The organism is Sphingomonas sp. NIC1 (assembly GCF_001638925.1).
Lineage (GTDB): Bacteria > Pseudomonadota > Alphaproteobacteria > Sphingomonadales > Sphingomonadaceae > Sphingomonas > Sphingomonas aquatilis.
This window is the reverse complement of record NZ_CP015521.1, coordinates 1,049,479-1,075,495: the sequence shown is the minus strand read 5'-3', so window position 1 is coordinate 1,075,495 and position 26,017 is coordinate 1,049,479. Positions and strand designations below refer to the sequence as shown.

Genomic DNA, 26,017 nt, shown 5'->3' with positions numbered 1-26,017 from the left:
TGTCGCCATGTGTGGCAGCGGCGGCACGCTGGCAAGTCGTGCGGGACCGGTTGCGAGTGGCCAAGCCGCGGACGTTGGGCTAGTCCGGCGCGCGAACCGCGAAGGGGGCGAGCCGATGGTCAAGATGGGTGACGTGTGGGACCGGACCAGCGAGGTGCTGGGCGGGCGTGGCGGCATGCTGGCCGGCATCGCGATCCTGACCGTGTTTGTGCCGGGCGTGATCAATGCGGCCTATACATCCTATGCCCCGGCCGGCGGCCTGCGATCGGCGATCGTCGTGTTGCTGCTGATCGCGGTGACGATCGCGTCGATCTGGGGGCAGCTGGCGATCATCGCCGCCGCCACCGATCCGGCGACGACGCGCCCCGCGGCGCAGCGGCAGGCGACCGAACGGCTGCTGCCCGCGCTGGGCGTGATGCTGGTGCTTGGCATCGTCGCCACCATCGCCTTCCTGCCGGCGATCGGGCTGCTGGTGATGTCGCACCTGGACTTTGCCGCCATGGCGAACGGCACGCCGCCGGCCAGCCCCGAGGCGTCCGGGCCGCTGTTGCTCGCCGGCCTGTATATGCTGGTCGCCTTTGTCGTGCTGCTGTTCGTCGGCGCGCGGTTGCTGCCGCTGTACGCGGTGGTGCTGCGCGAGCGGCTGGGCCTGGGCGCGATCGGCCGCGCGTGGCGGTTGACGCGGCGGCATACGTGGCGGCTGGTCGGCGCGGTGCTGCTGTTCATGATCGTCGTGATGATCGCAGGCTGGGCGGCGCAGGCGGTCGCGGGCCTCGTCACCGCGCTGGTGCTGGGCGGCGATGCCGCGGCGACGGTCCGATTCGTCGGCACGGTGGCGGCACAGGCGGCATCGACGGCGCTCACCCTCGTGGCGATCGTCTTCTCGGCGCAGGCCTATGTCGCGTTCGTCGCGCGCGACGCGATGCTGCGGGCGCGGGCCGCCGCGTGAAGATCACGCTTGCCGCCTTGCTGAGCGATGCCTGGGCGCTGTTCCGGCGTGAGGCCGACGTGCTGGTGCGCGCCGCCGGCCTGTTCCTGTTCGTGCCGACCTATGCGCTGTTGCTGCTGGTCGGGCCGCTGCCGTTCCCCGATCCCGACATTGCCGACACGCAGGCGCGCGCGCAGGCATGGATGGACAAGTTGGACGTCTGGGTCGGCGATTACGGGCTGGGGTCGGTCGTCGCCTATGCGATCACCTATTTCGGTACGGCGCTGCTCTATTGCCTGCTGCTCGACCGTGCCCGACCGACGGTGGGCGAAGCGTTGAAGCGGACCGCGGTGATGTTTCCGCGCTACCTGCTGGCGATGGTGGTCGTGTCGATCCCGTCGGGGGCGGGCATGTATCTGCTGCTGCTGCCCGGTCTGTGGCTGATGAGCCGATTCATGCTGGCTGGCCCGATCCTGTTCGCCGAAGCGCCGGTGGGGGCGATGGCGGCGGTCGGTCGATCGTGGCGGCTGACGCGCAAGGCGCAATTCTCGCTGCTCGGCGCGATCGTCACCGTTTATCTGGGTGCGGTGCTGGCGGGGCAGCCGTTCATGCTGGTGGCACGCTGGCTGGGCGGGACGGCGGCGGAGGGTGGCGGGGCCAATCCGCTGGCCGTCGCGATCGTTCATGCGTTCGCGGCGGGCGTGGCGACGCTCGCGCAGATCGCGGGGGTGCTGATCGCGGTCGCGGCGTATCGGCGGGTGTCGGTGGCTGACTAACCTGCCCTGAGCGGCCACGCCCTCACCCTTCCCACGACCTTCGGTCGCGGGCCCCCTCCCTCTCCCGGGGGGGAGGGAGGGAGCGGCGCCGCCGCGGAAGGGTGAGGGCGGTAGCCTTAGGTTTGGGTCTTTATGCCGCGGTGAACACGCCGCACGCGATGCGGCCGCCGCTGTTGCCCGACGGATCGGTCATCAGATCGTCGGGGCCGGCGTGGACGACGATCGCGGCGCCGTCGGCATCCAGCATCTGCGCCATGGTCGCGCCGGGCACGGTCATGCCGATCGTGCCGCGGCCGGCGCTGTCGACGATCAAATTGGGCAGGTCGCCTTCGTGGGGCCCCTGCGGGTTCATGCTGCCGTGCTTCATCGCAGTCGGGTTCCAGTGGCCGCCTGCCGTGGTGAAGTCGGGCGCGTCGCAGCGGCCGACCGTGTGGATATGCGCGCCATGCGTGCCGGCGGGCAGACCCTTCACGTCGAGCGTATAGCGGATGCCGCCCGCCACTTCGGTCGCGGTCGCGCGGCCGGCATCGGCGCCGGTCGCGGTCTTCAGCATCGCGACGGCGCGCGCGCCACCGGCGACCGGGCTGCCCACCGCCACCTCGTCCTTGGGGGCACAGGCGGCCAGCGCCGCCGTGGACAGGCCGAGGATCAGCATCGTGCGCATCGGAAATCTCCCTGAAAGTTGTCCGGTTCTTACCCGGCCGAACCCGGCAGCGACAGTGCCGGTTCCGCCGCCGTCACCAGCGGCCAGCGCGCAACGGGTTCGTAACTGGCGCCGCCATGGCCAAGATGGCTCTGGTACAGCACGATATGCGGGCAGGCGAAGTCGACGCTGGCAAGGCCTGCATGCACCGCTAGCCAGCCCTCGATCTCGGGCGCCATGCCCGCACTGCGCGGCAGCCGGGCGAGTGTGATGTGCGGCAGATAGGCGCGGCGTTCCGGCTCCAGCCCGGCGCGCACGCACGCCTGATCGACCTTGCGCGCCAGATGGCGCAGCGCGTCGTGCGGGGCGAGGCCGGCCCATAAGGTGTCCGTCCGCCCCTTGTGCTCGAACCGCCCGACGCCCGCGATCCGCACCACCGGCGCGGGCGCGTGGATGCTGCCGAGCGCCGCCGCGACGTCTTCCGCCTGCGGCCGGTCGACTTCGCCTAGGAAGCGCAGCGTGCAGTGCAACTGCTCGTCGTCCTGCCAGCGCGCGTGCGGCACGCCGCCCATCGCGGCGATCAGCGATTCACGGATGGCGCGGGGCGGGCGGAGCGCGACGAAGAGACGCAACATGATGAACGAAAAGCCCTTTGTAATGTTCTGTTGCCGTATCGATCGATCCTAGCCGGTTTCGCTTGAAATGGGACGGGTCGGGGCCGATATTTCGGACAGCCGGCAGTGTCGCCGGCAAAGGAGTTTTGGATACCATGGCCAACTGGTCCGACCCCCGGCAGAGCGCCGCGCCGTTCGGGGCTTCACGCGCCGATGCCGCGCGCAGCGGCGCATATGACGCGGGTCTGCGCTCGTACATGCTGTCGGTGTACAACTACATGGCTTCGGGCGTGCTGCTGACCGGCATCGTCGCCCTGTTGTTCGCCACCAGCGGCGCGGTGAACGCGCTGGTCGGCCCGACCGGCCGTACCAACGGCCTGGGCTTCATCGTCGCCTTCTCGCCGCTCGCCATCGTGTTCGCGATGAGCTTCGGCCAGGGCCGCATGAAGACGCAGACGCTGCAGCTGCTGTTCTGGGCGTTTGCGGTGTTGATGGGCATGTCGCTCTCGACGATCTTCCTCGTCTACAGCGGCACCTCGATCGCCGGTGCGTTCTTCGCAACCGCGGCGGGCTTCGCAGGGCTGAGCCTCTACGGCTACACCACGAAGCGCGACCTGTCGGCGTTCGGCACGTTCCTGATCGTCGGCCTCGTCGGCCTGATCGTCGCCAGCCTGATCAACCTGTTCCTGCAGTCGGGCGTCATGAGCCTGGTCATCAGCGCGGTCGGCGTGCTGATCTTCGCCGGCCTGACCGCCTACGACACGCAGCGTACCAAGAGCCTGTATTTCCAGGTCGCGGGTACGGACATGGTCGGCAAGGCCGTGATCATGTCGGCGCTGTCGCTGTACCTCGACTTCATCAACATGTTCCTCTTCGTCCTCCGCCTGTTCGGTTCGCAGCGCAACTGATCGACGGTCCGGCGTAACGGATACGAGCCCGGTGGCGCTGCCGCCGGGCTTTTCTTTTGGGTGAAGGACGCCAAGCCATGCGGCTCACTATCGCCGTCGATCTCGATTATGCGATCATCGGCCCGCCGACCGACGTACTGTTGCAGATCGAGGCGGCGGCAACGCCCGACCAGCGTATCGTCGACGAACGGCTGACGATCTGGAGCGACCATCCGATCGCCGCGGTGGCGGGCGAAGATGGCGTCGGCCAGCGCTGCTGGATCCGCGCCGAGCAATGGCTGAAGGCGGAATATCGCGCGACCGTGGATGTGGAGCGGGCGCCGGTCGACCTCGCGCCGCTGCGCGCAACGCCGGTGCGGGAGCTTGCGGGCGCGCTCGTCCCCTATCTGCTGCCCAGCCGCTATTGCCAGTCGGACCGGCTGGAAGGCTTCGTCCGCCGCCGTTTCGCCGGGCTGGAGGGCGGGGCGCTCGCCGCCGCGCTCGCCACCTGGGTGCAGGCGGAACTGGAGTATCGCAGCAATACCAGCAGCGGCGAAACGACGGCGCTCGATACCTTCGCCAGCCGGTCGGGTGTGTGTCGCGATTATGCGCATCTGCTCGTCGCATTGGCGCGGGCGGGCGAGATTCCGGCGCGCTGCGTCGCCGCCTATGCACCGGGGGTCGATCCGCCCGATTTCCATGCGGTCGCGGAACTGTGGCTGGACGGCGCGTGGCGGCTGGTCGATGCGACCGGCATGGCGACGGCTGACACGATCGCGCGCGTGTGCGCGGGGCGCGACGCCACCGACATCGCCTTCATGACCGTGTTCGGCACCGCGCAATTCGTCGCGCAGACCGTGCGGGTGACGCAGGGCTGACGGTCCGCCGGCTAGGAACGGAAACGATCGGGCAATCGTTCTTCCCCTGTACTCACAGGAGGATGGGATGACGAACGGGATCGATGAGCGCGCGCTCGACAGCCTGTCTGTGGCGCCGGACGGCGAACAGGCAAGCAACCAGGAACGCAATCCGCGGCAGGATGCCGGGCAGGACGAAGCCATCAACGCGCGTCTGGAAGAGAATCCGGAAGACCAGGACGCACGGCTCGACGCCGGGCTGGACCAGTCGATGGACGCGAGCGATCCGCTCTCGTCGACGCAGCCGGTCCACAGCCAGGACCCCGCGCCCTCGTCGGGCTATGACGAAGACGCGGAGCGCGCGCGGCAGAAGTGACGCGGTTTGCTTTGGTGTAAAGAGCGGCGGTCCCGGAAGGGGCCGCCGTTTTGTATTCGGGACCTCGCCCCACCCACTCCGTCACCCCGGACTTGTTCCGGGGTCCACTCTGCGGCGAGGGGGGGGGGTGGAGACTCTTGCCGTCCCCCTGCGGCCCGGTGGACCCCGGAACGAGTCCGGGGTGACGGAAGAGGGTGTCACGCACGATAATTACGCCACGGCGACACAAACCTGCTTTTGCGACGAGCCGCACTCCACCCATCGCAAAGCATGTTGCGATGCAGCGCGTTTCATGATGCTTTTGTGACTGCTTCGACCCCCGCCATTCATCGGGTTGTTAACCAACCTGTGGCAAGGTCGGGCGATTGGTAAGGCATGGGGCGGGGTAGACGGATCATGGGTGCCAAGAGAGCCGAAGGCGCGATGACGCTGGCTGAAATGAAGGAATTCGCGAGCTTTCCGGCCGCGACGCAGCGCTACATCCGGCGCAGTCTCGATATCGGGCTGGACCGCGACGACGCCATGGCGCGCTGGTCGCGCGATGTGGTCGAGGCGGCGAGTATTCGCGCGCAGGCGCGGTTGTATCGCGGGCTGCCGGCGCTGCGCCAGATGGTGCCCGACGATGCCGATCTCGCACTCGTTGAACCATTCCTCGCGCCGCTGGTGACGCTGGCCGGGTTCGACCTGGGGCAGGGGCGGCTGACCAGCTTCTCGGCGTTCCGCTTCCTCTACGAACGGCTGATCGGCGCCGAGGCGCGGCCGTGGCTGCCCAGCGCCTTCTGCGCGGCGGCGGCGCTGCCGCACCTCCATCCCGAATTGCGGCGCAAGCTGCTCCAGTCGATCAGCGAGGCGGCGGCGACCGCATCGGGCTGGTCGAACCGGCAGCCGGCGTTCTTCCCGCATTGGGTGGAAAAGGTCGACAACGGCTCCGCCGCGCTACCGCACTGAAGGCCGGTAACGGCCTCAGCGGCAGGCCCGCCAGCCCATCGCGCCGCGATCCGCCTGATCGAGGTGCAGGTGATCGCGGTGCGCGGCGTTATAGTCGGGGGACAGCGTCGTCGCGAACAGCCGGCACGCCCCATCGCGTACCTCGCGCAGGAAGGCGGGCTTGTCCCCCGACCCCGTCCAGTCGCCGACAACGGTGATCCGCCGGCCATCGGCGAGCCGGAAGCCGGCGATATCGACCGCATCGGCAGTGGCATGTTCGCTCCACGTACCCGCGTCGCGCCCATAGATGCGGCGGCAGGAATAGCTGCCGAAATGGTCGATGGCGGTGACCCGGCTGCGCAAATGCCGTTGTGCCGCGGGCTGCACCACCTGCCATTCCCACACCGACAGTGCCGCCGCGACCGGGCAGGCGATGCCCAGGCCCGCCGGGCGAAACCTGATCTGCCGCGCGCCGCCCGCGGTAAGGCGCACGCCATCGTCATAACCGCATTGCGCGCCGTCGCGCCGCGGCGGCAGGGCGGTGTAGCGGACGCCCGCCGCGTCCAGCTTGGCGCGGCACTGCGGGAAGTCGCGGCCCAGCGCGGTGAGCTTCGCCCCGGTGAACATCCCGATCGGCGCCCCCAGGTCGAGCGGCGTCCACGGCAGGTCCTGTGGCCGGCCCCGCGCCATGCCCCAGAGCAGCAGCGCCACCGTGCCGATCACCGCGATCGCGGCGATCCAGCCGATCGTACGGCGGAGGGCGCGCTGCGCGCTCACCCGCGCCGCACCGCCTCGATCGGTTCGGCGGTGACGGGATAGCCGCTATCGTCGGGCAGGCAGAGGTGCGGCACGCCGTCGCGCACCTCCATATGCGGCGTGATCGTCCGCACCGGATAGGCGCGGGCATTCGCCACGGCGGCATCGAAGCTGTCGAATTGCGCCAGGCGTTCGAGGTTGCGACGCGTCGGGAAGATGATCGCGGCATCCCCTCTGTCCGCCGCCGCCAGCATGTCCGCCGCGGTCGTCCAGAGCAGCCGCACCGTTTCGGTGGCGTCCACCTTCGGCGCGGCATCGTGCGGCGCGCGGGCGAGGAAGAAGAGCGTGTCGAAAATGCGGATGCCGGGATGGTCGGGCAGCCAGCGCGCGAACGGCACCAGCGCCTCGAGGTCCAGCGTCAGGCCCGCCGCGTGCAATATGTCCGCAAACGCCTCGCCCGCATGAAGCCCCGCGCGCATCGTCGCGAGCCGTTCGGCCGATGGCGCCGGCGTGACGCCTACCGCAACGCCCGCCTCCTCGATCGTCTCGCGGATCGCGGCGATTCGCGCGGCGGCATCCGCGCCCCCGCCGATCAGCGTCGCGAGCGCGTGGTCGCCCGGATCGATGCGCCCGCCTGGAAACACCATCGCGCCGCCGGCAAAGGCCATCGCCCGCGCGCGTTCGGTCATCAGCACTTCGGGCGGCGCCCCAGCCCGCTCGCGGAATAGGACAAGGGTAGCGGCGGGAATGGAAGTGTCGGCCATCGCGTATCCTAACGCGTCATGCGTGCGATGGGAGCCGGCGATCGTGGGATAGCGAGAAACGGGGTGGTGGTGGAGCTGAGGGGAATCGAACCCCTGACCTCTGCAGTGCGATTGCAGCGCTCTCCCATCTGAGCTACAGCCCCGCACCCCGGGCCCGGGTCGTGCCCGGGAGCGCTGCCCTTAGCCGCCCCATTCGGGCGATGCAACAACGGCGATACGTGTCCCCACAAAAAATGCGGTCGATCCCGCCTGCGGCAGCCCGTTCGTCCGGCACGACGCAAAGTCGTTCCGCAGGTTTAATGACAGGAACGAAGCCCTCTCTTGATGCTTGTTAGGTCCGGAGCAGGCGCACGCGATACGATGTGCCCACCCCGCAGGATGTTTGCTTTCAAGGAGACGATCATGGGTTACGACCGCTATCCCGGCGCCAGTTTTTCCGGTGGTGACGACTACACCCGGGACTATGGCTCAGGCCGCGACTACACCTATTCGAGCGCACGCGATTACGAATCCGCAGGCATGATGGGCAACCGCGATCGCCAATCCAGCGATGATCGTCCCTATGGCGGCCGCGACTATGGCAACCAGCGCTACGGCCAGCGCGATCGGCAGTCGCGCTACGAAACCGGCCGCAGCGGTGGCGGCTATGGTATGCAGAACGACCGCTACGGCGAGCGTGGCCGCTATGGCGCGGACGCGAGCCGCGGCTATTCCAGCGAATATCACGGCAGCTACGGTTCGGGTGGCCGCCGGTTCGAAGACTTCGGTGCCTCGAAGCATGCCGACGATGACAATTATCGCGACCGGTATAGCCGCGACTATCGTGGCGACCGCGGCGATCGTGGTCAGCAGGCCTATGGCCGCTCGCAGCAGCAGGGTTATGGCCGTCAGCCGCAGGGCTATGACTATGAAGAGCGGGGCTTCTTCGCGCGCGCCGGGGACGAGGTCCGCTCGTGGTTCGGTGACGAGGAGGCGGAGCGTCGCCGCGAATATGATTCGCGCATGGACGAGCGTTCCTATGGCGCGCAGGACGATGATTACCACAGCTGGCGCCGTGGCCAGATCGACGCGCTGGACCGCGACTATCACGAATATCGCCAGGAAAACCGCACGAAGTTCAGCAATGAATTCAGCGCGTGGCGCACCGGCCGTCAGGGCCAGCGCGACCTGCTGAACAAGGTCGACGAGCATATGGACGTCGTCGGGTCCGACGGCGAGCATGTCGGCACGGTGGACAAGGTGCGCGGCGATCGCATCATCCTGACCAAGAACGATCCCGCTGCCGGTGGTCATCACCACTCGATCCCGTCGAGCTGGCTCGACTCGGTCGACGGCAAGGTGACGCTGCGCAAGACCGCCAGCGAGGCGAAGGCCGCGTGGCGCGATGAAGAGCGCAACGGCGCCATGTTCGGTGACGATCGCGACCGCGACCAGAACCGCACGACCAATCCGTATGGCGGCCAGTCGACCGGCTCGACCAGCACCACGACGTCCAGCGCAACGACCACCGGCACGACGGGAACGAGCGGTTCCGCCGATGCCGATGGCAAGACGCTCAACCGGAGCTTCTCGGGCACCTACTGATCCCGAGCGGTAACGACGGAAAAGGCCTGGGAGCGATCCCGGGCCTTTTTGCGTTGCATATTGCAACTTGTTGCGCCAGATCATGCTGAGATTCTTGCAGGAGAGACATGATGGCCCGTGCCTGGACGCTGACCTCACGCCCCCAGGGGCTGCCGACGATGGACAATTTCGCGCTGGTTGATCTGCCCGCGCGTGACCTGAACGATGGCGAGGTACGCATCGCCAACACGTGGCTGTCGGTCGATCCCTACATGCGCGGCCGGATGAACGACGTGAAGAGCTACACGCCGCCGTTCGAACTCGACCAGCCGATGCAAGGCGGTGCGATCGGCACCGTCGTCGAAAGCCGTTCCGACCGGTTCAAGCAGGGCGACACCGTCCAGCATTTCGCCGGCTGGCGCGACGAAGCGATCCTGCCCGCCGAACAGGTGCAGGCGCTGCCCCAGCTCGACGTCGATCCGCAGGCGTTCCTGGGCCAGCTCGGCATGCCCGGGATGACCGCCTATTTCGGCCTGCTGGAGGTCGCGGGCGCGAAGGAAGGCGACACCGTCTTCGTCTCGGCAGCGGCGGGCGCGGTCGGGTCCACCGTGGTGCAGATCGCCAAGGCCAAGGGCTGCCACGTCATCGGTTCGGCCGGTGGCGCGGACAAGTGCGCCTGGGTCCAGTCGCTCGGCGCGGATGCGGTGATCGACTATAAGAGCGGCACGCCGGTGGTGAAGGCGCTGGGCGAGGTCGCGCGCAACGGCATCGACGTCTATTTCGACAATGTCGGCGGCGACCATCTCGACGCCGCTTTGGCGCACGGCAACCTGCACGCCCGCTTCGCGATCTGCGGCATGATCGACGTGTACAACAGCGCCAAGCCGACCGAGCTGCGCTATCTCGCCCGCCTCATCGGCATGCGGATGCGCATCCAGGGCTTCATCGTCAGCGATTACATGGGCCGCGCGGGCGAATTCTACCGCGACATGGGCGGCTGGCTGAAGGACGGCAAGCTCAAGCGCAACGAGACGGTGTTCGACGGTCTGGAGTCGACCCCCGACGCCTTCCTCGGCCTGTTCTCGGGCGGCAACACCGGCAAGATGCTGGTGCGGGTTTAATCCACCCGACGATACAGCTGGTCGACCCGTTCCGAGAGCGCGAACTGGTCGACCAGCCGGTAATGGCGTGCAAGCTGCCGCATCACGAAGTCGCGCGCCTCTCTATCCGTGGCTTCGGGATCGACGCTGCTGATGACGACATAGGCTGGGCGGGCGGCCATGACGCGGGCGAGTTCGGCATGCGGATCGATGCCCAGCGTGCGGCTGTCGCCCATTTCGCTGAGGAAGGTCGTGAAGTTGTACGCGGTCGGCACGCAGGCGTTGGTCAGCTGATACAGGATCGGATCGCCCTGAAAGACGAACAGGCAGCCATCCGGTGCCCGGCCGATCGTCGCGGCGAGGCGATAGGCTCCGCGGCCATCGCCGCGCGTGCCGCGCAGCACGATGGTATTGACCAGCACATAGCACAGGCCGACCGCCAGCACGGGCACAGCGACGGGGACGGAACGGCGCAGCGCTCGGATCGGTCGCCCGAGTACCGGCGCGGCGAGCACGGCCAGCGGCACGACCAGCGGCAGGGCGTAATGGTCGAAATAGGTGCCGAACAGCAGCAGTCCGGCGATCGCCGCCCCAGCCCAGCCGATCAGCAGGCGTCCCGCCGGCCTCAGACGCGTGACGCCGGTCACGCCAAGTCCCGCGACGATCAGCAACGGCAGCAGGTGCAGCGCGATCATCCCTAGTCGCTCCGCCATCAGCGCGCCTTCTGGTGCCTTGCGCAGGAACACCGACTGGAAATTGGCGAAGATCAGCGCGTCGACCTCGTCCACATGCCAGTAGAGCGCGAACACCGCTGCGGTCGGCAGCAGCGCCAGCAAGCACCATAGAAGCGCCCAGCCCGCGATCCGCAACACCGGCAGTCTGCGAGCCGCGACCAGCAGCGCGACGCCGAAATAGACGCCTTCGAACAACACGGAATATTTGATCTGTAGCGCTACGCCGAACAGCACCATCGCCAGCGCGGAAAATCCGGCCGCCGTGCGATCGAACGCGGACCGTTCGTAGACGCGGACCACCGCCCAGGCCGCCAGCGCGACCGGCAGATTGTAGAAGACCGGGCTCTGCCCGCCATCGCCACCGTTGACCGACAGATAGACGAGATAGGCGATCCCGGCGAACAGCGGGCCCCAGCCGTCCGCGATCCGGCATGCCAGCCGCTGCACGACCCACGCCGTTGCTGCCGCACACAGCGTCGCGGCCAGCTGATAGGCGATCACCGCATCGCCACCGAACATCCGGGTCGCCGCATAGACCAGAAACAGGCCGAACGGCTTGCGATCCCAGAAATCGACGAAGGGCAAACCGCGCCCTTGCCACAGCCGGTCGCCGACCAGCAGGTAGAATTGCTCGTCGATATGAACCACCGGATTGCCGAACTGCCACGCCCGGATGGCGAGGGCGACGGCAAGCAGGATGGCGGCGGTCGCCGGTGGGGATCGCAGGGAGGAAGGCAGCGTCATGAACCGCCACCCTCGCAAGGGGGCACCGCGGCGTCCAGTCTTCGTCGCACCACCCCCTCGGCAAGCGTCCGTCGCGCCCTATATTGGCGGCGATGACTGCCTGTCCCGTCGCCGCATGACCGCGCTCACCGCCCGCATGGTGGAGGGCGTGCGCGCCATTCCGGCCGCGCAATGGGATGCGTGCGCCGGCACTGCCAATCCCTTCGTGTCCCACGCGTTCCTCGCCGCGCTGGAGGAATCGGGCAGCGTCGGCGGGCGATCCGGCTGGCAGCCTGTGCCGATCGTGGTCGATGGGGCGGACGGCGCGCCGGTCGCCATCGCGCCGGCCTATGCCAAGAGCCACAGCCAGGGCGAATATGTCTTCGACCATGCCTGGGCGGATGCGTGGGAGCGGGCGGGCGGGGCCTATTACCCCAAATTGCAGGTCGCCGCGCCGTTCAGCCCGGTGCCGGGGCCGCGCCTGCTGCTGCGCGATCCCGCCGCCGCGCCCGCGCTGATCGGCGCGCTGGAGGCGGTGACCGAGCAGAACGGCCTTTCCTCCGCGCATGCCACTTTCGTCGCGCCCGATCAGGTGGCGGCGTTCGAGGCGGCGGGCTGGCTGATCCGCGAAGGCACGCAATTTCACTGGGCGAATCAGGGCTATGCCAGCTTCGACGATTTCCTGGGGCAACTCGCCAGCCGCAAGCGCAAGGCGATCCGCAAGGAGCGCGCGGCGGCGGTCGAGGGCCTCACCATCCGCCACCTGACCGGAGCGGACATCGGCGAGGCGGAATGGGACGCCTTCTGGACCTTCTACCAGGACACCGGCAGCCGCAAATGGGGCCGGCCCTATCTGACGCGCAGCTTCTTCCCCTTGCTGGGCGAGGCGATGGGGGATCGCGTCCTGCTGATCCTCGCGATGCGCGACGGCGAGCCCATCGCGGGCGCGCTCAACCTGATCGGCACCGACACGCTCTACGGCCGCTATTGGGGCTGCACCGAGGACGTGCCCTTCCTCCATTTCGAACTCTGCTATTATCAGGCGATCGACGCCGCGATCGCACGCGGGCTGAAGACGGTCGAGGCGGGTGCGCAGGGCGAGCACAAGCTCGCACGCGGCTATGTGCCGGTGCCGACCTGGTCGGCGCATTATCTGCCCGATGCGGGGTTCCGCCGGGCGGTCGCCGATTTCCTGGCGCGCGAGCGCGCCGCCGTCACCGAGGAGCAGGCGTATTTGGCGGAGCTCGCCCCGTTCAGGAAGGGCGGGGCGTAAGCATCGCCCGGCGGCGCGGCGGCAGCAGCGCCGGGTCCAGCGTCACGGCCGGCGGCGTGCGATCGTCGATCCTATAGAGCACGTCCTTGCCGCTGCGCCAGATCGGCGTCAGGCCGGTCAGGAACTCAGGCCCCACGGGCGGCGGATTGACCAGCCAGACGTAATCGAATGCCTGTCGCGGCAGGAAGGCGAGCGACACCTTGAGCGGCCGCCACCATTCGCCGCGGCAGCGCCGGTCTGTGACGAGCTGCGAGGGATCGTGCGCGAAGGCGCCGGCCGGCGTGTAGCGCACGGTCAGCAGCTGCCCGCCCGCCATCGACCATTGGTCGTTGGCGTAGGCGAGCTTCCGCTCCAGCGCGATGCCGGCGATATGCTCCTCACGCGAATAGAGCCATTCGTCATGGCAGGTACGGCCGACCATGGTCAGCAGCCGCGCGCCCTGGGGCACATGGTCCAGCGCGGTCAGCGTGCGGTCGTATTCGCGGCTGAACTGCCAATAGCTGATCGTCGTCGCCGCGAGCCGTACGCCGAAGAAGGCGAGGCCCAGGGCCGCCAGCGTCGCGGCGCCGCGGAACGACAGGCCGCGCTTCGGCCGCAGCGCGATCAGCAGGATGGCGAGCACGAACGGCGCGAGCCGCATGTCGGCATAGGCCGATCCGAACACGATCCGCGGCAGCACGACGTAGATCACGGACAGGAACAGCGCCGACAACAGCAGGTTGCGCGAATATTCGATCCGCTCGTCGCGCACGCCCTTCAGCAGGATGACGAACAGCACGGTGACGGAGGCGAGGTCGAACGCCATCCAGCGGTCGCGGAGGGACATGATCACCCAGCCCACCTTCGCGCGCCAGTTGAACCAGTCCATCGTCTTGCCGGTGACATGGTCGCCCGAGCGCCACAGCACCATCATCAGGAAGGGCAGCGCGAGCGGCAGGCAGCCGATGCCGGCGCGCACCCAGCTTTCCAGCCAATGGCCGCTATGGCTGTCCTTGCGCCGGTCGTGCTGGCGGATCATCTCGGCCGAGAAGGCGAGGATGCCGAGCACGCCCCAGCCGAAGGTGTGGCAGATCCACAAGGCGCACGACAGCGGCACGAACAGCACCGCGCGCAGCCGCACCTTGCCCAGCCGCCCCATGCGCAGCCACAACGCGAACAGGTTGAGCGCCAGCGCCATCGACAGCGCGAAGTTCACGAAGCCGAACTGGAAGGGGTAGCAATAGGCGAGGGGGAGGGCGAACAGCGCGGTCGCCGGGATGCGCCCGTGCACCTCGCGCGCGATCCACAGCAGGCCCGACACGGTGAGCGCCGGGATCGCCATCACGATCAGCTTGACCGCCAGTTCGAGGCCGAAGATCGGCGCCAGCGGCTCGATGAGCAGATCGACGCCCAGATTGCCGATCATCGACCACTGGAAATTATACCAGTCGTACAGCCAGCGATGCGCGCCGTCGTCCAGCTGCACGCGATAGCGGCCCATATGGCCGGGCAGATCGACCAGCGGCGGGATCGTCGGCCACACGAGCGGGATCATCGTCGCGATCACCACCGCCACGACGAACGTTCGCGTTTGCCACCAGTGCAGCCTAGGCCCCTGCATCGCGCCGCCTTAGGGGCTACGGGGTGGCCACGACAAGCATTGTCGCAAAAAGTTCCCGCACGCGTGCGATGAAGCGAGGATTTTGTTGATCTGCGTTGGGGGGACGCGGGCCTCCTCCGTCACCCCGGTCTCGAGCCGGGGTCCCGCTTCTTTCCGCCGGCGAACTCCAAAAAGCGGGACCCCGGGTCAAGCCCGGGGTGACGGGAGGGGGAGGGCATGCGCCTCGCCCCAGTTACACCGTCACCCCGGACTTGGTCCGGGGTCCACTTCGCGGCGTGGGGGGGGCAGAGGCTGCAGCCGCGCCCTCGCGGCGCGGTGGACCCCGGAACGAGTCCGGGGTGACGAGGAATGAGAGGCGAACGCCCACCCCCAACCGTCATTCCCGCCTTCGCGGGAATGACGGTAAAGGGCGTCGAAGCGAGAGGTCGTTAGGCGTCCCGCCGCCCCAGCAGGCGCAGGCGCAGCGCGTTCAGCTTGATGAAGCCGGCCGCATCGCGCTGGTCGTAGGCGCCCTGATCGTCCTCGAACGTCACGACCTTTTCCGAATAGAGCGAATTGGGCGACTTGCGGCCGACAATGTACACGCCGCCCTTGTACAGCTTCAGGCGCACGGTGCCGCTGACCTTCGCCTGGCTGTGGTCGATCGCGGCCTGCAGCATCTCGCGCTCGGGCGAGAACCAGAAGCCGTTGTAGATCAGCTCGGCATAGCGCGGCGCGAGCTCGTCCTTCAGATGCGCGGCGCCGCGATCCAGCGTGATCTGCTCGATGCCGCGGTGGGCGAGGTGATAGATGGTGCCGCCCGGCGTTTCGTACATGCCGCGGCTCTTCATGCCGACGAAGCGGTTCTCGACCAGGTCGAGCCGGCCGATGCCGTGGCGACGGCCCAGCTCGTTGAGCTTGGTCAGCAGCGTCGCCGGGCTGGTCGCCTCGCCGTTCAGCGCCACACCGTCGCCGCGCTCGAAATCGATCGTGATGTACTCGGGCGCGTCGGGCGCGTCCTCCGGGTTCACGGTGCGCGAATAGACGTAGTCGGGCACCTCCTGCCACGGATCCTCGAGCACCTTCCCCTCGGACGAGGTGTGCAGCAGGTTCGCGTCGGTCGAGAAGGGCGATTCGCCGCGCTTGTCCTTGGCGACGGGGATCTGATGCTGTTCGGCGAACTCGATCAGCTTGGTACGGCTGGTGAGGTCCCACTCGCGCCACGGCGCGATCACCTTGATGTCGGGGTTGAGCGCATAATAGCCCAATTCGAAGCGGACCTGGTCGTTGCCCTTGCCGGTCGCGCCGTGGCTGACCGCGTCGGCGCCCACCATCTTCGCGATCTCGATCTGGCGCTTGGCGATCAGCGGGCGCGCGATCGACGTGCCGAGCAGGTACAGCCCCTCGTACAGCGCGTTCGAGCGCATCATCGGGAAGACGTAATCGCGCACGAATTCCTCGCGCAGATCGTCGATGAAGATGTGCTCGGGCTTGACGCCCGCCATCTGCGCCTTCTGGCGCGCCGGCTCCAGCTCTTCGCCCTGGCCCAGGTCGGCGGTGAAGGTGACGACTTCGCAGTTATACGTCTGCTGCAGCCATTTCAGGATCACGCTCGTATCCAGACCGCCCGAATAGGCGAGGACGACGCGGTTGATCTGATCGGTCACGGCACGGGTTCCTTGGACCATGGAATGGATGGCCGCGCCCCTACGGCCCACAGCGCTGCGGTGCAACGTCTGCGTTCACCGCGGGTTTAGGCGCGGCGGCCTACAGGCCCGTTTCGAACATGTATTCCGGAGTTCCCATGATCCGCACCGCACTCGTCATCCTGCCGCTGCTCGTCGCCACCCCGGCGCTCGCCGCGGGCAAGGCCGATCCCAAGGCGGCAGCGAAGATCGATCCACGTATCAAGGCGGATTTCGATAAGACCGACACCAATCACGACGGCTTCATCAGCCGCGCCGAGGTCGACGCCCGCGTCGCGCGCATGGATGTCGGCAAGACGCAGATGCCCGCCGCCAAGGCGAAGGCGATGGCGGATGCGTGGTTCAACACCGCCGATGCCAACCATGACGGCAAGGTGTCGCCCGCCGAGATGCAGGGCCTCTTCCGCGCGATCGCCTCGCGCTACGACCTCAACCACGACGGCGTCATCAGCCTCGACGAACGCGCCGCCGCCCGCGCCGCGGTGATGGGCGGCCCCGCCAAGGCGCTGCCGCAGGGGCGGTAATTCCAGTCTATCCGTCACCCCGGCTCAAGGCCGGGGCGACGGGAAGGGTAACGTGCCCACCACACCCGTCATTCCCGCGAAGGCGGGAATCCATAACCTCTGACGTCTCGGCAAGAGGCGCGACGGTAGCGCGTCTGGATGCCCGCCTGCGCGGGAATGACGACCGTTGGGAGAGGGCGCGTTACCGCCCGCGGAGCGCCCGCTCGCCCTCGACCATATAGTCCCGCACGATCGGCAGCTCCGTCCGGCTGCGGCTGAACTGGATCTGGAAGTTGCACAGCCCGCCATTCTCGAACGCCATCGCGGCGCCGGCGAGATAGAAGGTCCACATCCGGTAGAAACGCTCGTCGTACAGCGCGACGATCGCATCGCGCGCCTTCAGCGTCCGCGCATACCATTCGTGCAGCGTATAGGCATAGTGCAGCCGCAACACCTCGACGTCGGTGAGGAACATCGACAGCCCCTCGAACGCCGCGATCGTTTCCGACAGCGCCGGGTTGTAACCGCCGGGGAAGATGTACTTGGTCGTCCAGTCGTCGGTGACGCTCGGCGGCCCGAACCGGCCGATCGTGTGGACCAACGCAACGCCGTCGTCGGTCAGCAGATCGCGGCACTTGCGGAAGTACGTCTTGTACTGCGGCGGCCCGACATGTTCGAACATGCCGACCGACACGATCCGGTCGAACCGGCCTTCCACACGACGGTAATCGATCAGCTCGAACTTCACCTTGTCGGCGACGCCGGCCGCCGCGGCCCGCTCCCGCGCGATCTTCAGCTGTTCCTCGGACAAGGTGACGCCCAGCACCTCCACGCCGAAATGCCGGTTGAGGTATAGCGCCATCCCGCCCCAGCCGCAGCCGATGTCGAGCACGCGCATGCCTGGCCGCAGCGCCAGCTTGGCGGCGATATGCGCCAATTTGTCGCTCTGCGCCTGCTCCAGGTTGTTGTCGGGGTCGGTGTAATAAGCGCAGCTATATTGTTTGTCCGCGTCGAGGAACAGGTCGTACAGCCGCGCCGACAGGTCGTAATGGTGCGCGACATTCTGCTTCGATCGCCGCTCCATGTTGATCCGGTCGAGCCGGTGCTTCACCGCGCCCAAACCCCGCACGAAGGCGGAGGGCTGCAAGGCGTTCTGCCCGCGCTCCCAGGGCGAATTGCCGGTCATCAGCTTGACCAGCCCCATGATGTCGTCGCCGTCGACGGTCAGCCGCCCGTCCATGTACATCTCGCCGGCGGCGAGCGCGGGGTTGCGGATGATGCGGCCGGCGACGCCCGAATCGGCGAAGCGGATGGTGATGTGCCCGAACGCCGGGTCGGGCGTTCCGAAGGTCGCGGGGGCCTTTCCGGGCCGGTGGAGGGTGAGTTGGCCACGCTTGACGGCGCGGCTGAGGAACATGTCGATCAGCGCCATGAGGAAGCTACTATGCCCTAGATGCCGGCATACCAATCGTAATCGACATTGTCCTCCCAATAGCCGCCTTTGCCTTTGCCTATGCTCTTGAGATCGCTGACCGCGGTGATTCCGGTGACGTATTTGGCGTGCTTGTAGCCCAACTGCCGCTCGACGCGCAGCCGCACCGGCGCGCCGTGCGGCACGGTCAGCCGCGCGCCGTTCATCTTCAGCGCCAGGATCGTTTGGGGGTGGAAGGCGTCGATCGTGTCGATCGATTCGTAATAGGGTTCGCCATTGTACAAATCGGCGCAGGTGAACACGACGTAGCGCGCGCTCTGGCGCATCCCCGCCGCCTTCAGCACGGTGCCGAGCATCGGCCCCTGCCACTGGCCGATCGCGCTCCACCCCTCGACGCAATCGTGGCGCGTGATCTGCGAGCGTGACGGCATCGACGCGAGCTGCGCGAGGCTCAAAGACAGCGGCCGGTCGACCAATCCGCCGACCTGCAACCGATAGCTCGCGAACCCGTCCGCGACCATCGCCGCATAGGCCGGCGTCCCCGGATCGCGCGTGCCGTTGGCGCGGAACACCGGCGACATCTGATCGCGCGTGAACTCGGGCGCCAGCGCGCCCCGGTTCATCAGCGCACGCTGCAAGCCCTTGTGCATGTCCTCGCCCGCAAACAGGATCTTGCGCGCCTGCGGGTTCGCCACGATCTTGTCGCACCCGGCGAGCAGCAGCCCCGCCGACCCAACGATCAGATTGCGCCGTGCCAGAATCATTCCGGCACCCGCCATTTACCGGTCAGCATCGATCGCACCTCGTTCCACGCGCCCGCCAGAATCACGAGCACCAGATGGACGACGATGAACCCGCCGATCAGGCTCGCCGCGATGAAGTGGATCGAGCGCGCCGACTGCCGCCCGCCGAACACATCGAGCAGCCACGGCCACGCCGCATCCATCCCCGGCGACAGCGCGAGACCGGTAAAGATCATCACCGGCAACGCGACGAACAGGACGAGGATGTAGCTCCATTTCTGCAAGCTGTTGTACGCCTTGGGATCGTCCGCATCGTGGAAGCGGAAGTTCCAGTGATCGCGCACGTCCGCGGCCAGGTGCGCGGCGCTTACGTCCTTGCGGGTCAGCTTCAACCGCGCGAAATGCCGGTTGAGCAGGCTTACGATCATGAACGCCAGCAGCCCGAACGCGAACACCAAGGCGAAGAACAGGTGCCAGCGCCGCGAGATCGCCAGATTGTAGTTCGCCGGAATCGTGATCCACGCCGGAAAGCGGGGCAGCTGCGCCCAGGCATGGTCGAAGTTGGCGCCGTATCGTCCCCAATACAGCCGCGGATGGGCGTTGGAGATGCCGAGACCGCTGCCCAGCAGGATGAACACGGACACCGCATTCACCCAATGCCACAGCCGCGTCGCGAGCGCGTGGCGCAGGATCGTCGTTCCGGGCGTTTGCGCAGCCATATCATCCGTGTAGCAGGGGCAGCACCATGACGACTAGCTGGCATTTCTACGAACCCGCAAACGGCCATGGCTTGGCCCACGACCCCCTCAACGCGATCGTCGCGCCGCGCCCGATCGGCTGGATCGGCAGCGTGTCGGCGGACGGCGTGCCAAACCTCGCGCCCTACAGCTTCTTCAACCTGCTCAATTATCGTCCCCCGCTGATCGGCTTTTCGTCGATGGGGTGGAAAGACAGCGTCGCCAATATCGACGCGACGGGCGAGTTCGTCTGGAACCTCGCGACGCGTGACCTGGCCGAGGCGATGAATGCGACCTCGGCCGGCGTCGGGCCGGAGGTGGATGAACACATGCTCGCCGGGCTGGAGACCGCGCCCTCGCGCCTCGTCGCCCCGCCGCGCGTCGCGGCCAGCCCGGTCGCGTTCGAATGCAAGCTGACCCAGATCGTCCGCCTGCAGACCAAGGAAGGGCGCGAGCTCGACCAGTATCTGGTCATCGGCGAAGCGGTGGGAATCCACATCGACACTGCGCTGCTCGACGACGGCGTCTACCAGACCGCCCGCGCGCGTCCGATCCTGCGCGGCGGCGGCCCGGCGGACTATTTCGAGATCACCGAGGCCAATCGCTTCGCCATGCGCCGGCCGGGGTAGGGGCGACGCTCTTCCCAAGCGCACCGCCACCGCTTACGCACGCACGACGAGAGGGGAGAGCCGCGAGTTGACCAAGAGCGAACGGCGCGAGCCGTCCCACACGCTGATCGCCCGCGACCTCGGCATCGCGATCGTCACCGGCCGCTATCCGCCCGGCGGCATCATCCCCGGCGAGGTCGATCTCGCCGCGCAGCGCGGCATCTCGCGCAGCGTCGTGCGCGAGGCGTTGCGCATGCTGTCGGCCAAGGGGCTCGTCGAAAGCCGTCCCAAGGCCGGCACGCGGGTGCGCGAACGTGCGCAGTGGAACCTGCTCGATCCCGACCTGCTCGCCTGGATGTTCGAAGGCGAACCGCCCGCCAGCTTCGTGCGCAGCCTGTTCCAGTTGCGCATGATCGTCGAACCCGCCGCCGCCGAAATGGCCGCGACCTTCCGCACCGACGAACAGCTCGCGCGGATGGCGGCGGCGCTCGACGGGATGCGGCGTCATGGCCTCGGCACGGCGGAGGGGCAGGCGGCCGACCAGAGCTTCCACAATACGATCCTGGAGGCGACCGACAACGAACTGCTCGTCAGCCTGTCGGGCAGCATCGGCGCTGCGGTGCGCTGGACGACGATCTTCAAGTTCCGCCGCCGCACCAAGCCGCGCGATTCGATGCCGCAGCACCACCGCCTGTACGAAGCGATCCGCGCCCGCGACACCGTATCGGCCCGCGCCGCGACGCTCGTCCTGCTGGAACAGGCGCACGAGGACACGGAACGCTCGCTGCTGGAATAGGGGGCGGCTATCCTCCCGCCGAATGTCGGGATGGCGGAAAGAGAGGGCGCACAGCCCAACCCACCCCCGTCATTCCCGCGCAGGCGGGAATCCATAACCGCTACCGCTAGTAATTGAGCTGAAACGGTAGCGCGTCTGGATTCCCGCCTGCGCGGGAATGACGGGGGTAGGGGTCTGCCGCCGCACCGCCTAACGGCGGGCAGCCTGCCGTGGTTAAGGAGGTAGAGGCCGCCACCCCTATTCGTCATCCCGACGAACGTCGGGATCCATGGACGCGGTGAACTATCGTCGCTGCACAACCATGAGCCGAGCGTATCCAGGGATCCCGGCGTCCGCCGGGATGACGATGGAGGAGCGGGATGCGCTTCCCAATCGTCATTCCCGCGGAGGCGGGAATCCAGATGCGCTACCGTTCCGGCTCCATCAGCAGCGGTAGCGGTTATGGATTCCCGCCTGCGCGGGAATGACGAAGAGGGTAGGGGGCGTGTCCTCCACACCCGCATCAATGATTGTCGCGCGGCAGGCCCATCGTCTGCGCGATGCGTTGGTACTTTTCCGCACCTTCCAGGATCGCACCGGTGTTCATCTGACCGACGACGGCGCGCTGGATCTCCTGCCACGGCGTTTGCGACGCGGGATAGGCATAGCCCCCCGCCGCCTCCAGCGCGGCGCGGCGTTCCATCAACTCCGCGTCCGAAATCAGCACGTCGGCGCTGCCGGTGTTGAGGTCGATCCGCACCCGGTCGCCGGTCTTGAGGAGCGCGAGGCCCCCCATCGCCGCCGCTTCAGGCGAGGCGTTAAGGATCGACGGCGATCCGCTCGTCCCCGATTGGCGGCCGTCGCCGATGCACGGCAGCGCATGCACGCCCTCGGTGATCAGATACGCCGGCGGCCGCATGTTCACGACCTCGGCCGCGCCGGGATAGCCGATCGGCCCGGCGCCGCGCATGAACAGCAGTGTCTCCGGCGTGATGCCGGTGGCGGGATCGTCGATCCGGTGGTGGTAATCCTCCGGCCCGTCGAATACGACCGCCGGCCCCTCGAACGCATTGGGATCGTCGGGGTTGGAGAGGTAGCGGTCGCGGAATTCCTTCGAGATCACGCTGGTCTTCATCACCGCCGCGTCGAACAGATTGCCCGACAGCACGATGAAGCCCGCGTCCTTGACCAAAGGCTGGTCGAACGGGCGGATGACCTTTTCGTCCTCGATCGCGACGCCGCGGCAATTGTCGCCCATCGACCGGCCGTTGACGGTCAGCGCGCCCTCGTGGATCAGGCCCTGGCCGATCAATTGGTTGACCACCGCGGGCACGCCGCCGGCGCGGTAATAATCCTCGCCCAGATATTCGCCAGCCGGCTGCAGATTGACGAGCAGCGGCACCTTATGCCCCTCCGTCTCCCAATCCTTGATCGGCAGGTCGACGCCGATATGGCGCGCGATCGCCGCTAGGTGGATCGGCGCGTTGGTCGATCCGCCGATCGCCGAATTAACGCGGATCGCGTTGTGGAAGGCCTCCTTGGTCAGGATGTCGGACGGCTTGAGGTCCTCCGCCACCATTTCGACGATGCGCTTGCCGGTGAGGTACGCGACCTCTTGCCGGTCGCGATACGGTGCGGGGATCGCTGCCGATCCGGGCAGCGACATGCCGAGCGCCTCGCACAGCGAATTCATCGTCGTCGCGGTGCCCATCGTGTTGCAATAGCCCGTCGACGGCGCCGAGCTGGCGACCAGGCGGATGAACTCGGCATCGTCGATCTCGCCCGCCGCCAGCAGCTGCCGCGCCTTCCACACGATCGTGCCCGATCCGGTGCGCTCGCCCTTGTGCCAGCCGTTCAGCATCGGCCCCACGGACAAAGCGATTGCCGGGATGTTCACCGTCGCGGCGCCCATCAGCATGGCGGGCGTCGTCTTGTCGCAGCCGATCGTCAGCACCACGCCGTCCAGCGGATAGCCGTACAGCGTTTCGACGAGGCCGAGATAGGCGAGGTTGCGGTCCAGCCCCGCAGTCGGGCGCTTGCCCGTCTCCTGGATCGGATGGACGGGGAATTCCAGCACGATGCCGCCCGCCTCGCGCACGCCCTCGCGCACCCGCTCCGCCAGCACCAGATGGTGGCGGTTGCACGGGGACAGGTCGCTGCCCGTCTGCGCGATGCCGATGATCGGCTTGCCCGAGCGCAGTTCATCGAGGCTAAGGCCGAAGTTCAGATAGCGCTCCAGATACAGCGCCGTCATGTCGATATTGTCCGGATTGTCGAACCAGGCGCGGGACCGCAGGGCGCTGGGGCGTTTGGGCGTGTCGGTGGTCATAAAAGCTCCGGTCAGCGCGCCACGGAGACGCGATAGATCATCTGATGGTGATATGGCTTGCCCGGATCGACGCGCGCCGATCCGAACGCGGGCTGGTTGGGCGTGTCCGGAAAGGTCTGCGGCTCCAGCGCGAAGCCATCGCCCATCCGATAGACGTGGCCCTGCTTCCCCACGAACGTCCCGTCGAGGAAGTTGCCCGAATAGAATTGTACGCCCGGCTCAGTCGACAGCACTTCGAGCACGCGGCCCGATACCGGATCCTCGACACGCGCGGCGAGCTTGGGCTGCGCGGTTCGGCCAGCATCGAGCACGAAATTATGGTCGTAGCCGCGGCCGATCACGATCTGCGGATCGCGGCCGTCGCGGATGCTCTGGCCGATGGCGCGCGGCTTGGTGAAGTCGAACACGCTGCCCGCCACCGGTTTCAGCTCGCCGGTCGGGATCAGCGCAGCATTGACCGGCGTGTAGCGCGCGGCGGGGATCGTCATCCGCTGGGCGTAGATGCCGCCCGCCGATCCCTCGCCCGCCAGATCGAACAGCGCATGGTTGGTCAAATTGACGATCGTCGGCGCGTCGGTCTTCGCGGTGAAATCGATCGTCAGCGCGCCCGCGTCGTCCAGCGCATAGGTCACTTCGACGTCGAGTTTGCCCGGATAGCCCTGGTCGCCCGCGGGGCTGGTCAGCGCCATCGTCACGCTCGCGCGGGGGCCGCTCGGCGTGACCGAGACGATCCGCCACACCGCCTTGTCGAAGCCGGTGGTGCCGCCATGCAGCGAGTTGGTCTTGTCGTTGAGCGGCAGCTGATACGTCTTGCCGTCCAGCGTGAAGCGGCCGCCGGCGATCCGGTTGGCGTAGCGGCCGACGGTCTGGCCCCAGAAATTGGGCTGCGTGACATAAGCGGCGGCGGTGTCATGGCCCAGCGTGATGTCGGCGAGCCTGCCGTTGCGGTCCGGCGCCTCGAACGCCTGCAACGTCGCGCCCAGCGTCATCACCCGCGCGCGCACGCCATTCGCACCGGTCAGCGTCACCGCCTCGATCCGGGTGCCGTCGGGCAATCGGCCGAAATCGGCGCGCGTCGCGGTCGCGGCGCAGGCGGCATCGGCCGCCGCGATCGTCAATATCCCCGCACAGGCCATCTGGAACGCGAAACCCACTTTCATGTTGCGCCTCTCCCCGTTCGTCCCCGGCATTGACCCGGTGGTTCTTCGCTATATAGTCAGACAAATAGCCGGGGCGCAAGGCAGCCTGTGGTAGCGATACAAATAGGGGAGAGGACATGGCTGGACCGATGATGGCACCACCGCCCGCGGCCGCAGGCAGCGGCGTGGCGGGCGGACGCAAGGCGGGCGTCGCGCTCGCGCTCGTCTATGTGACGACGCTGTTCTTCATCTGGGCGTTCGTGACGAACCTGATCGACCCGCTCGTGAAGAGCATGAAGGTCATCTACACGCTCAGCGACTTCGAAACGCAGCTCAACCAGTTCGCCTTCTTCATCGCTTATGGCGTCATGTCGATCCCGTCGGCCTGGTATCTGTCGCGCCGCGGCTACGCCAATTCGATCGTCCTCGGCCTGCTGGGCGTCGTCGCCGGCTGTCTCGTCGCCTGGTCGACCGCCTGGTCGAACAGCTTCGTCACCGTGCTGCTCGGGCTGTTCGTCGCCGCGTCGGGCGTCACCTTGCTGCAGGTCGCGGCCAACCCGCTGATCGCGTCGATGGGCGACCCCAAGGGCTCGCACTTCCGCCTCAACCTCAGCCAGGCGTTCAATTCGCTCGGCGCCTATGTCGGCGGCACGTTCGGCGCGGCCTATCTGCTGCGCGGCGATCTGTTCGCCAAAGATGCGGTGCTGACGCCGGCGCTGAAGGCGGACAGCCTCGGCTTCGTCACCCACGTCTATCTGATGATCGCGGTGATCCTCGCCGTCTTCACCGGCCTCGTTTTCTTCGCCAAGCGCACGATCAACGCGCACGCGCCGGCGCTCGCCACCAACGTCGAATCGCCGCTGTCGGCGCTGCGCTCGCGCTGGGCGAACCTCGGCTCGGTCGCCATCTTCCTGTACGTCGGCGCCGAGGTCTGCGTGATCTCCGGCATGATCTTCTTCCTCGAACAGCGCCACATCCTCGACGTGCCGGCGCAGATCGCCGGCTATATCGCGCCGCTGTTCATGCTGCTCGCGATGATCGGCCGCTTCGGTGGCAGCGTGTTGCTGCGCTATGCCAAGGCGACGACGCTGCTGACGCTGGTCGGTGCGGGCGCATCGATCCTGTGCCTCGTCATCATCGCGACCTACGACATGGCGGCGACGCCGCTCGGCGGCACGATCACATTGCCCGGCGGCTATGTCGCGCCGCTGACGATGGGCTTCGTCCCCGCGGTCGCGGCGCTGCTGCTCGGCCTGATGAACTCGATCATGTTCCCGACGATCTTCACGCTGACGCTGGAGCGGTCGACCGCGCCTGCCTCGGCGACGTCGGGGCTGATGTGCATGGCGATCTGCGGCGGTGGCTTCGTGTCGATCCTGTACGGCGCGGTGATCGACGCCTTCACCGGCTTCGCACCCGACGGCGCCCGCTCGCTCGCCTTCGTCGTGCCGCTGGTCTGCTATCTCTACGTCCTCTGGTATGCGCGCGCGGCGCTGAAGGCCCCGACGCACGTCATCGAGGAAAATGTCGAGCCGACCGTCTGAG

25 protein-coding genes and 1 tRNA gene are annotated in these 26,017 nt (G+C 67.5%); 13 read left to right on the top strand and 13 right to left on the bottom strand.

The features are described 5' to 3' along the window. Positions 1 to 115 precede the first annotated feature (115 nt). Both A7E77_RS05175 and A7E77_RS05170 read left to right on the top strand, forming a co-directional pair. A complete protein-coding gene (locus A7E77_RS05175; protein WP_063686360.1) occupies positions 116 to 949 on the top strand; it encodes a hypothetical protein in 834 nt (277 codons plus the stop codon). Next, complete coding sequence (locus A7E77_RS05170) at positions 946 to 1,704, top strand: hypothetical protein (protein ID WP_063686358.1); 759 nt, start codon at positions 946 to 948, stop codon at positions 1,702 to 1,704. Before A7E77_RS05175 ends, A7E77_RS05170 begins: the two co-directional genes overlap by 4 nt. A 130-nt stretch (positions 1,705 to 1,834) precedes the next feature. On the opposite strand, the gene A7E77_RS05165 is transcribed toward A7E77_RS05170, so the two are convergent. Together A7E77_RS05165 and thpR are read right to left on the bottom strand one after the other, a co-directional pair. Then, a complete protein-coding gene (locus tag A7E77_RS05165) occupies positions 1,835 to 2,368 on the bottom strand; it encodes a superoxide dismutase family protein (RefSeq protein ID WP_063686357.1) in 534 nt (177 codons plus the stop codon). A 29-nt stretch (positions 2,369 to 2,397) separates the two neighbouring features. After that, on the bottom strand, positions 2,398 to 2,982 hold the full coding sequence (gene thpR, locus A7E77_RS05160; protein ID WP_063686355.1) for an RNA 2',3'-cyclic phosphodiesterase: 585 nt from the start codon (positions 2,980 to 2,982) through the stop codon (positions 2,398 to 2,400). 134 nt (positions 2,983 to 3,116) lie between these two features. Here thpR and A7E77_RS05155 point away from each other — a divergent pair, with 134 nt between their 5' ends. The 4 genes from A7E77_RS05155 (at position 3,117) to A7E77_RS05140 (ending at position 6,029) form a co-directional block, all read left to right on the top strand. After that, on the top strand, positions 3,117 to 3,869 hold the full coding sequence (locus A7E77_RS05155) for a Bax inhibitor-1/YccA family protein (RefSeq protein WP_043060200.1): 753 nt from the start codon (positions 3,117 to 3,119) through the stop codon (positions 3,867 to 3,869). A 77-nt stretch (positions 3,870 to 3,946) separates the two neighbouring features. Continuing rightward, the gene (locus A7E77_RS05150) at positions 3,947 to 4,726 is read left to right on the top strand and encodes a transglutaminase-like domain-containing protein (RefSeq protein WP_063686353.1); all 780 of its coding nucleotides are present in this window, start codon (positions 3,947 to 3,949) and stop codon (positions 4,724 to 4,726) included. Between the two features lie 67 nt (positions 4,727 to 4,793). Then, on the top strand, positions 4,794 to 5,081 hold the full coding sequence (locus A7E77_RS05145) for a hypothetical protein (RefSeq protein ID WP_043060174.1): 288 nt from the start codon (positions 4,794 to 4,796) through the stop codon (positions 5,079 to 5,081). A 396-nt stretch (positions 5,082 to 5,477) separates the two neighbouring features. Continuing rightward, the gene (locus A7E77_RS05140; protein WP_017979977.1) at positions 5,478 to 6,029 is read left to right on the top strand and encodes a hypothetical protein; all 552 of its coding nucleotides are present in this window, start codon (positions 5,478 to 5,480) and stop codon (positions 6,027 to 6,029) included. Positions 6,030 to 6,044: 15 nt separating this feature from the next. Here A7E77_RS05140 and A7E77_RS05135 read toward each other — a convergent pair whose 3' ends face one another. The 3 genes from A7E77_RS05135 to A7E77_RS05125 all read right to left on the bottom strand — a co-directional run bounded on the left by A7E77_RS05135 (position 6,045) and on the right by A7E77_RS05125 (position 7,671). Further along, positions 6,045 to 6,785 carry an extensin family protein gene (locus tag A7E77_RS05135; RefSeq protein WP_063686351.1) on the bottom strand — a complete coding sequence of 247 codons (741 nt, stop codon included), beginning with the start codon at positions 6,783 to 6,785 and terminating at the stop codon, positions 6,045 to 6,047. Continuing rightward, on the bottom strand, positions 6,782 to 7,528 hold the full coding sequence (locus A7E77_RS05130; RefSeq protein WP_063686349.1) for an NUDIX hydrolase: 747 nt from the start codon (positions 7,526 to 7,528) through the stop codon (positions 6,782 to 6,784). The genes A7E77_RS05135 and A7E77_RS05130 overlap by 4 nt, the downstream gene beginning before the upstream one ends. 67 nt (positions 7,529 to 7,595) lie before the next feature. After that, a tRNA-Ala gene (locus A7E77_RS05125) sits at positions 7,596 to 7,671 on the bottom strand. Positions 7,672 to 7,930: 259 nt separating this feature from the next. On the opposite strand from A7E77_RS05125, the gene A7E77_RS05120 reads away from it, so the two are divergent. Together A7E77_RS05120 and A7E77_RS05115 are read left to right on the top strand one after the other, a co-directional pair. Then, complete coding sequence (locus A7E77_RS05120; protein ID WP_226341857.1) at positions 7,931 to 9,112, top strand: DUF2171 domain-containing protein; 1,182 nt, start codon at positions 7,931 to 7,933, stop codon at positions 9,110 to 9,112. A gap of 107 nt (positions 9,113 to 9,219) precedes the next feature. Then, positions 9,220 to 10,212: an NADP-dependent oxidoreductase gene (locus tag A7E77_RS05115; RefSeq protein ID WP_063686345.1), complete on the top strand. Its 993-nt coding sequence runs from the start codon at positions 9,220 to 9,222 to the stop codon at positions 10,210 to 10,212. Here the strand turns inward: A7E77_RS05115 and A7E77_RS05110 are convergent. Then, positions 10,209 to 11,669, bottom strand: a complete 1,461-nt coding sequence (locus tag A7E77_RS05110; RefSeq protein WP_063686327.1) for a hypothetical protein — start codon at positions 11,667 to 11,669, stop codon at positions 10,209 to 10,211. The genes A7E77_RS05115 and A7E77_RS05110 overlap by 4 nt on opposite strands. Before the next feature lie 115 nt (positions 11,670 to 11,784). On the opposite strand from A7E77_RS05110, the gene A7E77_RS05105 reads away from it, so the two are divergent. After that, positions 11,785 to 12,921: a GNAT family N-acetyltransferase gene (locus A7E77_RS05105; protein WP_063686325.1), complete on the top strand. Its 1,137-nt coding sequence runs from the start codon at positions 11,785 to 11,787 to the stop codon at positions 12,919 to 12,921. Here A7E77_RS05105 and A7E77_RS05100 read toward each other — a convergent pair. Together A7E77_RS05100 and A7E77_RS05095 are read right to left on the bottom strand one after the other, a co-directional pair. Next, positions 12,902 to 14,521: a hypothetical protein gene (locus A7E77_RS05100; protein ID WP_226341856.1), complete on the bottom strand. Its 1,620-nt coding sequence runs from the start codon at positions 14,519 to 14,521 to the stop codon at positions 12,902 to 12,904. The two genes, A7E77_RS05105 and A7E77_RS05100, sit on opposite strands and share 20 nt — an antisense overlap. A gap of 428 nt (positions 14,522 to 14,949) precedes the next feature. Continuing rightward, positions 14,950 to 16,167 (bottom strand): argininosuccinate synthase, encoded by a 1,218-nt coding sequence (locus A7E77_RS05095; protein WP_063686321.1) that lies wholly within the window; start codon positions 16,165 to 16,167, stop codon positions 14,950 to 14,952. A 137-nt stretch (positions 16,168 to 16,304) separates the two neighbouring features. Between A7E77_RS05095 and A7E77_RS05090 the strand changes: the two genes are divergently transcribed. Then, positions 16,305 to 16,730, top strand: coding sequence for an EF-hand domain-containing protein (locus A7E77_RS05090; RefSeq protein ID WP_063686319.1), 426 nt, complete (start codon positions 16,305 to 16,307; stop codon positions 16,728 to 16,730). Positions 16,731 to 16,911: 181 nt separating this feature from the next. Here the strand turns inward: A7E77_RS05090 and A7E77_RS05085 are convergent, their stop codons facing one another. From A7E77_RS05085 to A7E77_RS05075, 3 genes are read right to left on the bottom strand one after another with little or no spacing between them, the layout of a single operon-like run. After that, positions 16,912 to 18,141, bottom strand: a complete 1,230-nt coding sequence (locus A7E77_RS05085; protein ID WP_063686317.1) for an SAM-dependent methyltransferase — start codon at positions 18,139 to 18,141, stop codon at positions 16,912 to 16,914. A gap of 17 nt (positions 18,142 to 18,158) precedes the next feature. Next, complete coding sequence (locus A7E77_RS05080; RefSeq protein WP_063689728.1) at positions 18,159 to 18,905, bottom strand: molybdopterin-dependent oxidoreductase; 747 nt, start codon at positions 18,903 to 18,905, stop codon at positions 18,159 to 18,161. Next, positions 18,902 to 19,603, bottom strand: a complete 702-nt coding sequence (locus A7E77_RS05075) for a cytochrome b/b6 domain-containing protein (RefSeq protein WP_063686315.1) — start codon at positions 19,601 to 19,603, stop codon at positions 18,902 to 18,904. The genes A7E77_RS05080 and A7E77_RS05075 overlap by 4 nt, the downstream gene beginning before the upstream one ends. 26 nt (positions 19,604 to 19,629) lie before the next feature. On the opposite strand from A7E77_RS05075, the gene A7E77_RS05070 reads away from it, so the two are divergent. Next, a complete protein-coding gene (locus A7E77_RS05070) occupies positions 19,630 to 20,250 on the top strand; it encodes a flavin reductase family protein (RefSeq protein ID WP_063686313.1) in 621 nt (206 codons plus the stop codon). A gap of 67 nt (positions 20,251 to 20,317) precedes the next feature. Further along, positions 20,318 to 21,025: a FadR/GntR family transcriptional regulator gene (locus A7E77_RS05065; protein ID WP_043060185.1), complete on the top strand. Its 708-nt coding sequence runs from the start codon at positions 20,318 to 20,320 to the stop codon at positions 21,023 to 21,025. Between the two features lie 502 nt (positions 21,026 to 21,527). Here A7E77_RS05065 and A7E77_RS05060 read toward each other — a convergent pair. Both A7E77_RS05060 and A7E77_RS05055 read right to left on the bottom strand, forming a co-directional pair. Continuing rightward, the gene (locus A7E77_RS05060; RefSeq protein ID WP_063686311.1) at positions 21,528 to 23,333 is read right to left on the bottom strand and encodes an IlvD/Edd family dehydratase; all 1,806 of its coding nucleotides are present in this window, start codon (positions 23,331 to 23,333) and stop codon (positions 21,528 to 21,530) included. Between the two features lie 11 nt (positions 23,334 to 23,344). Further along, the gene (locus A7E77_RS05055; protein WP_063686309.1) at positions 23,345 to 24,493 is read right to left on the bottom strand and encodes an aldose epimerase family protein; all 1,149 of its coding nucleotides are present in this window, start codon (positions 24,491 to 24,493) and stop codon (positions 23,345 to 23,347) included. 116 nt (positions 24,494 to 24,609) lie between these two features. On the opposite strand from A7E77_RS05055, the gene A7E77_RS05050 reads away from it, so the two are divergent. Continuing rightward, positions 24,610 to 26,016: an MFS transporter gene (locus tag A7E77_RS05050; RefSeq protein WP_226341855.1), complete on the top strand. Its 1,407-nt coding sequence runs from the start codon at positions 24,610 to 24,612 to the stop codon at positions 26,014 to 26,016. Position 26,017 lies beyond the last annotated feature (1 nt).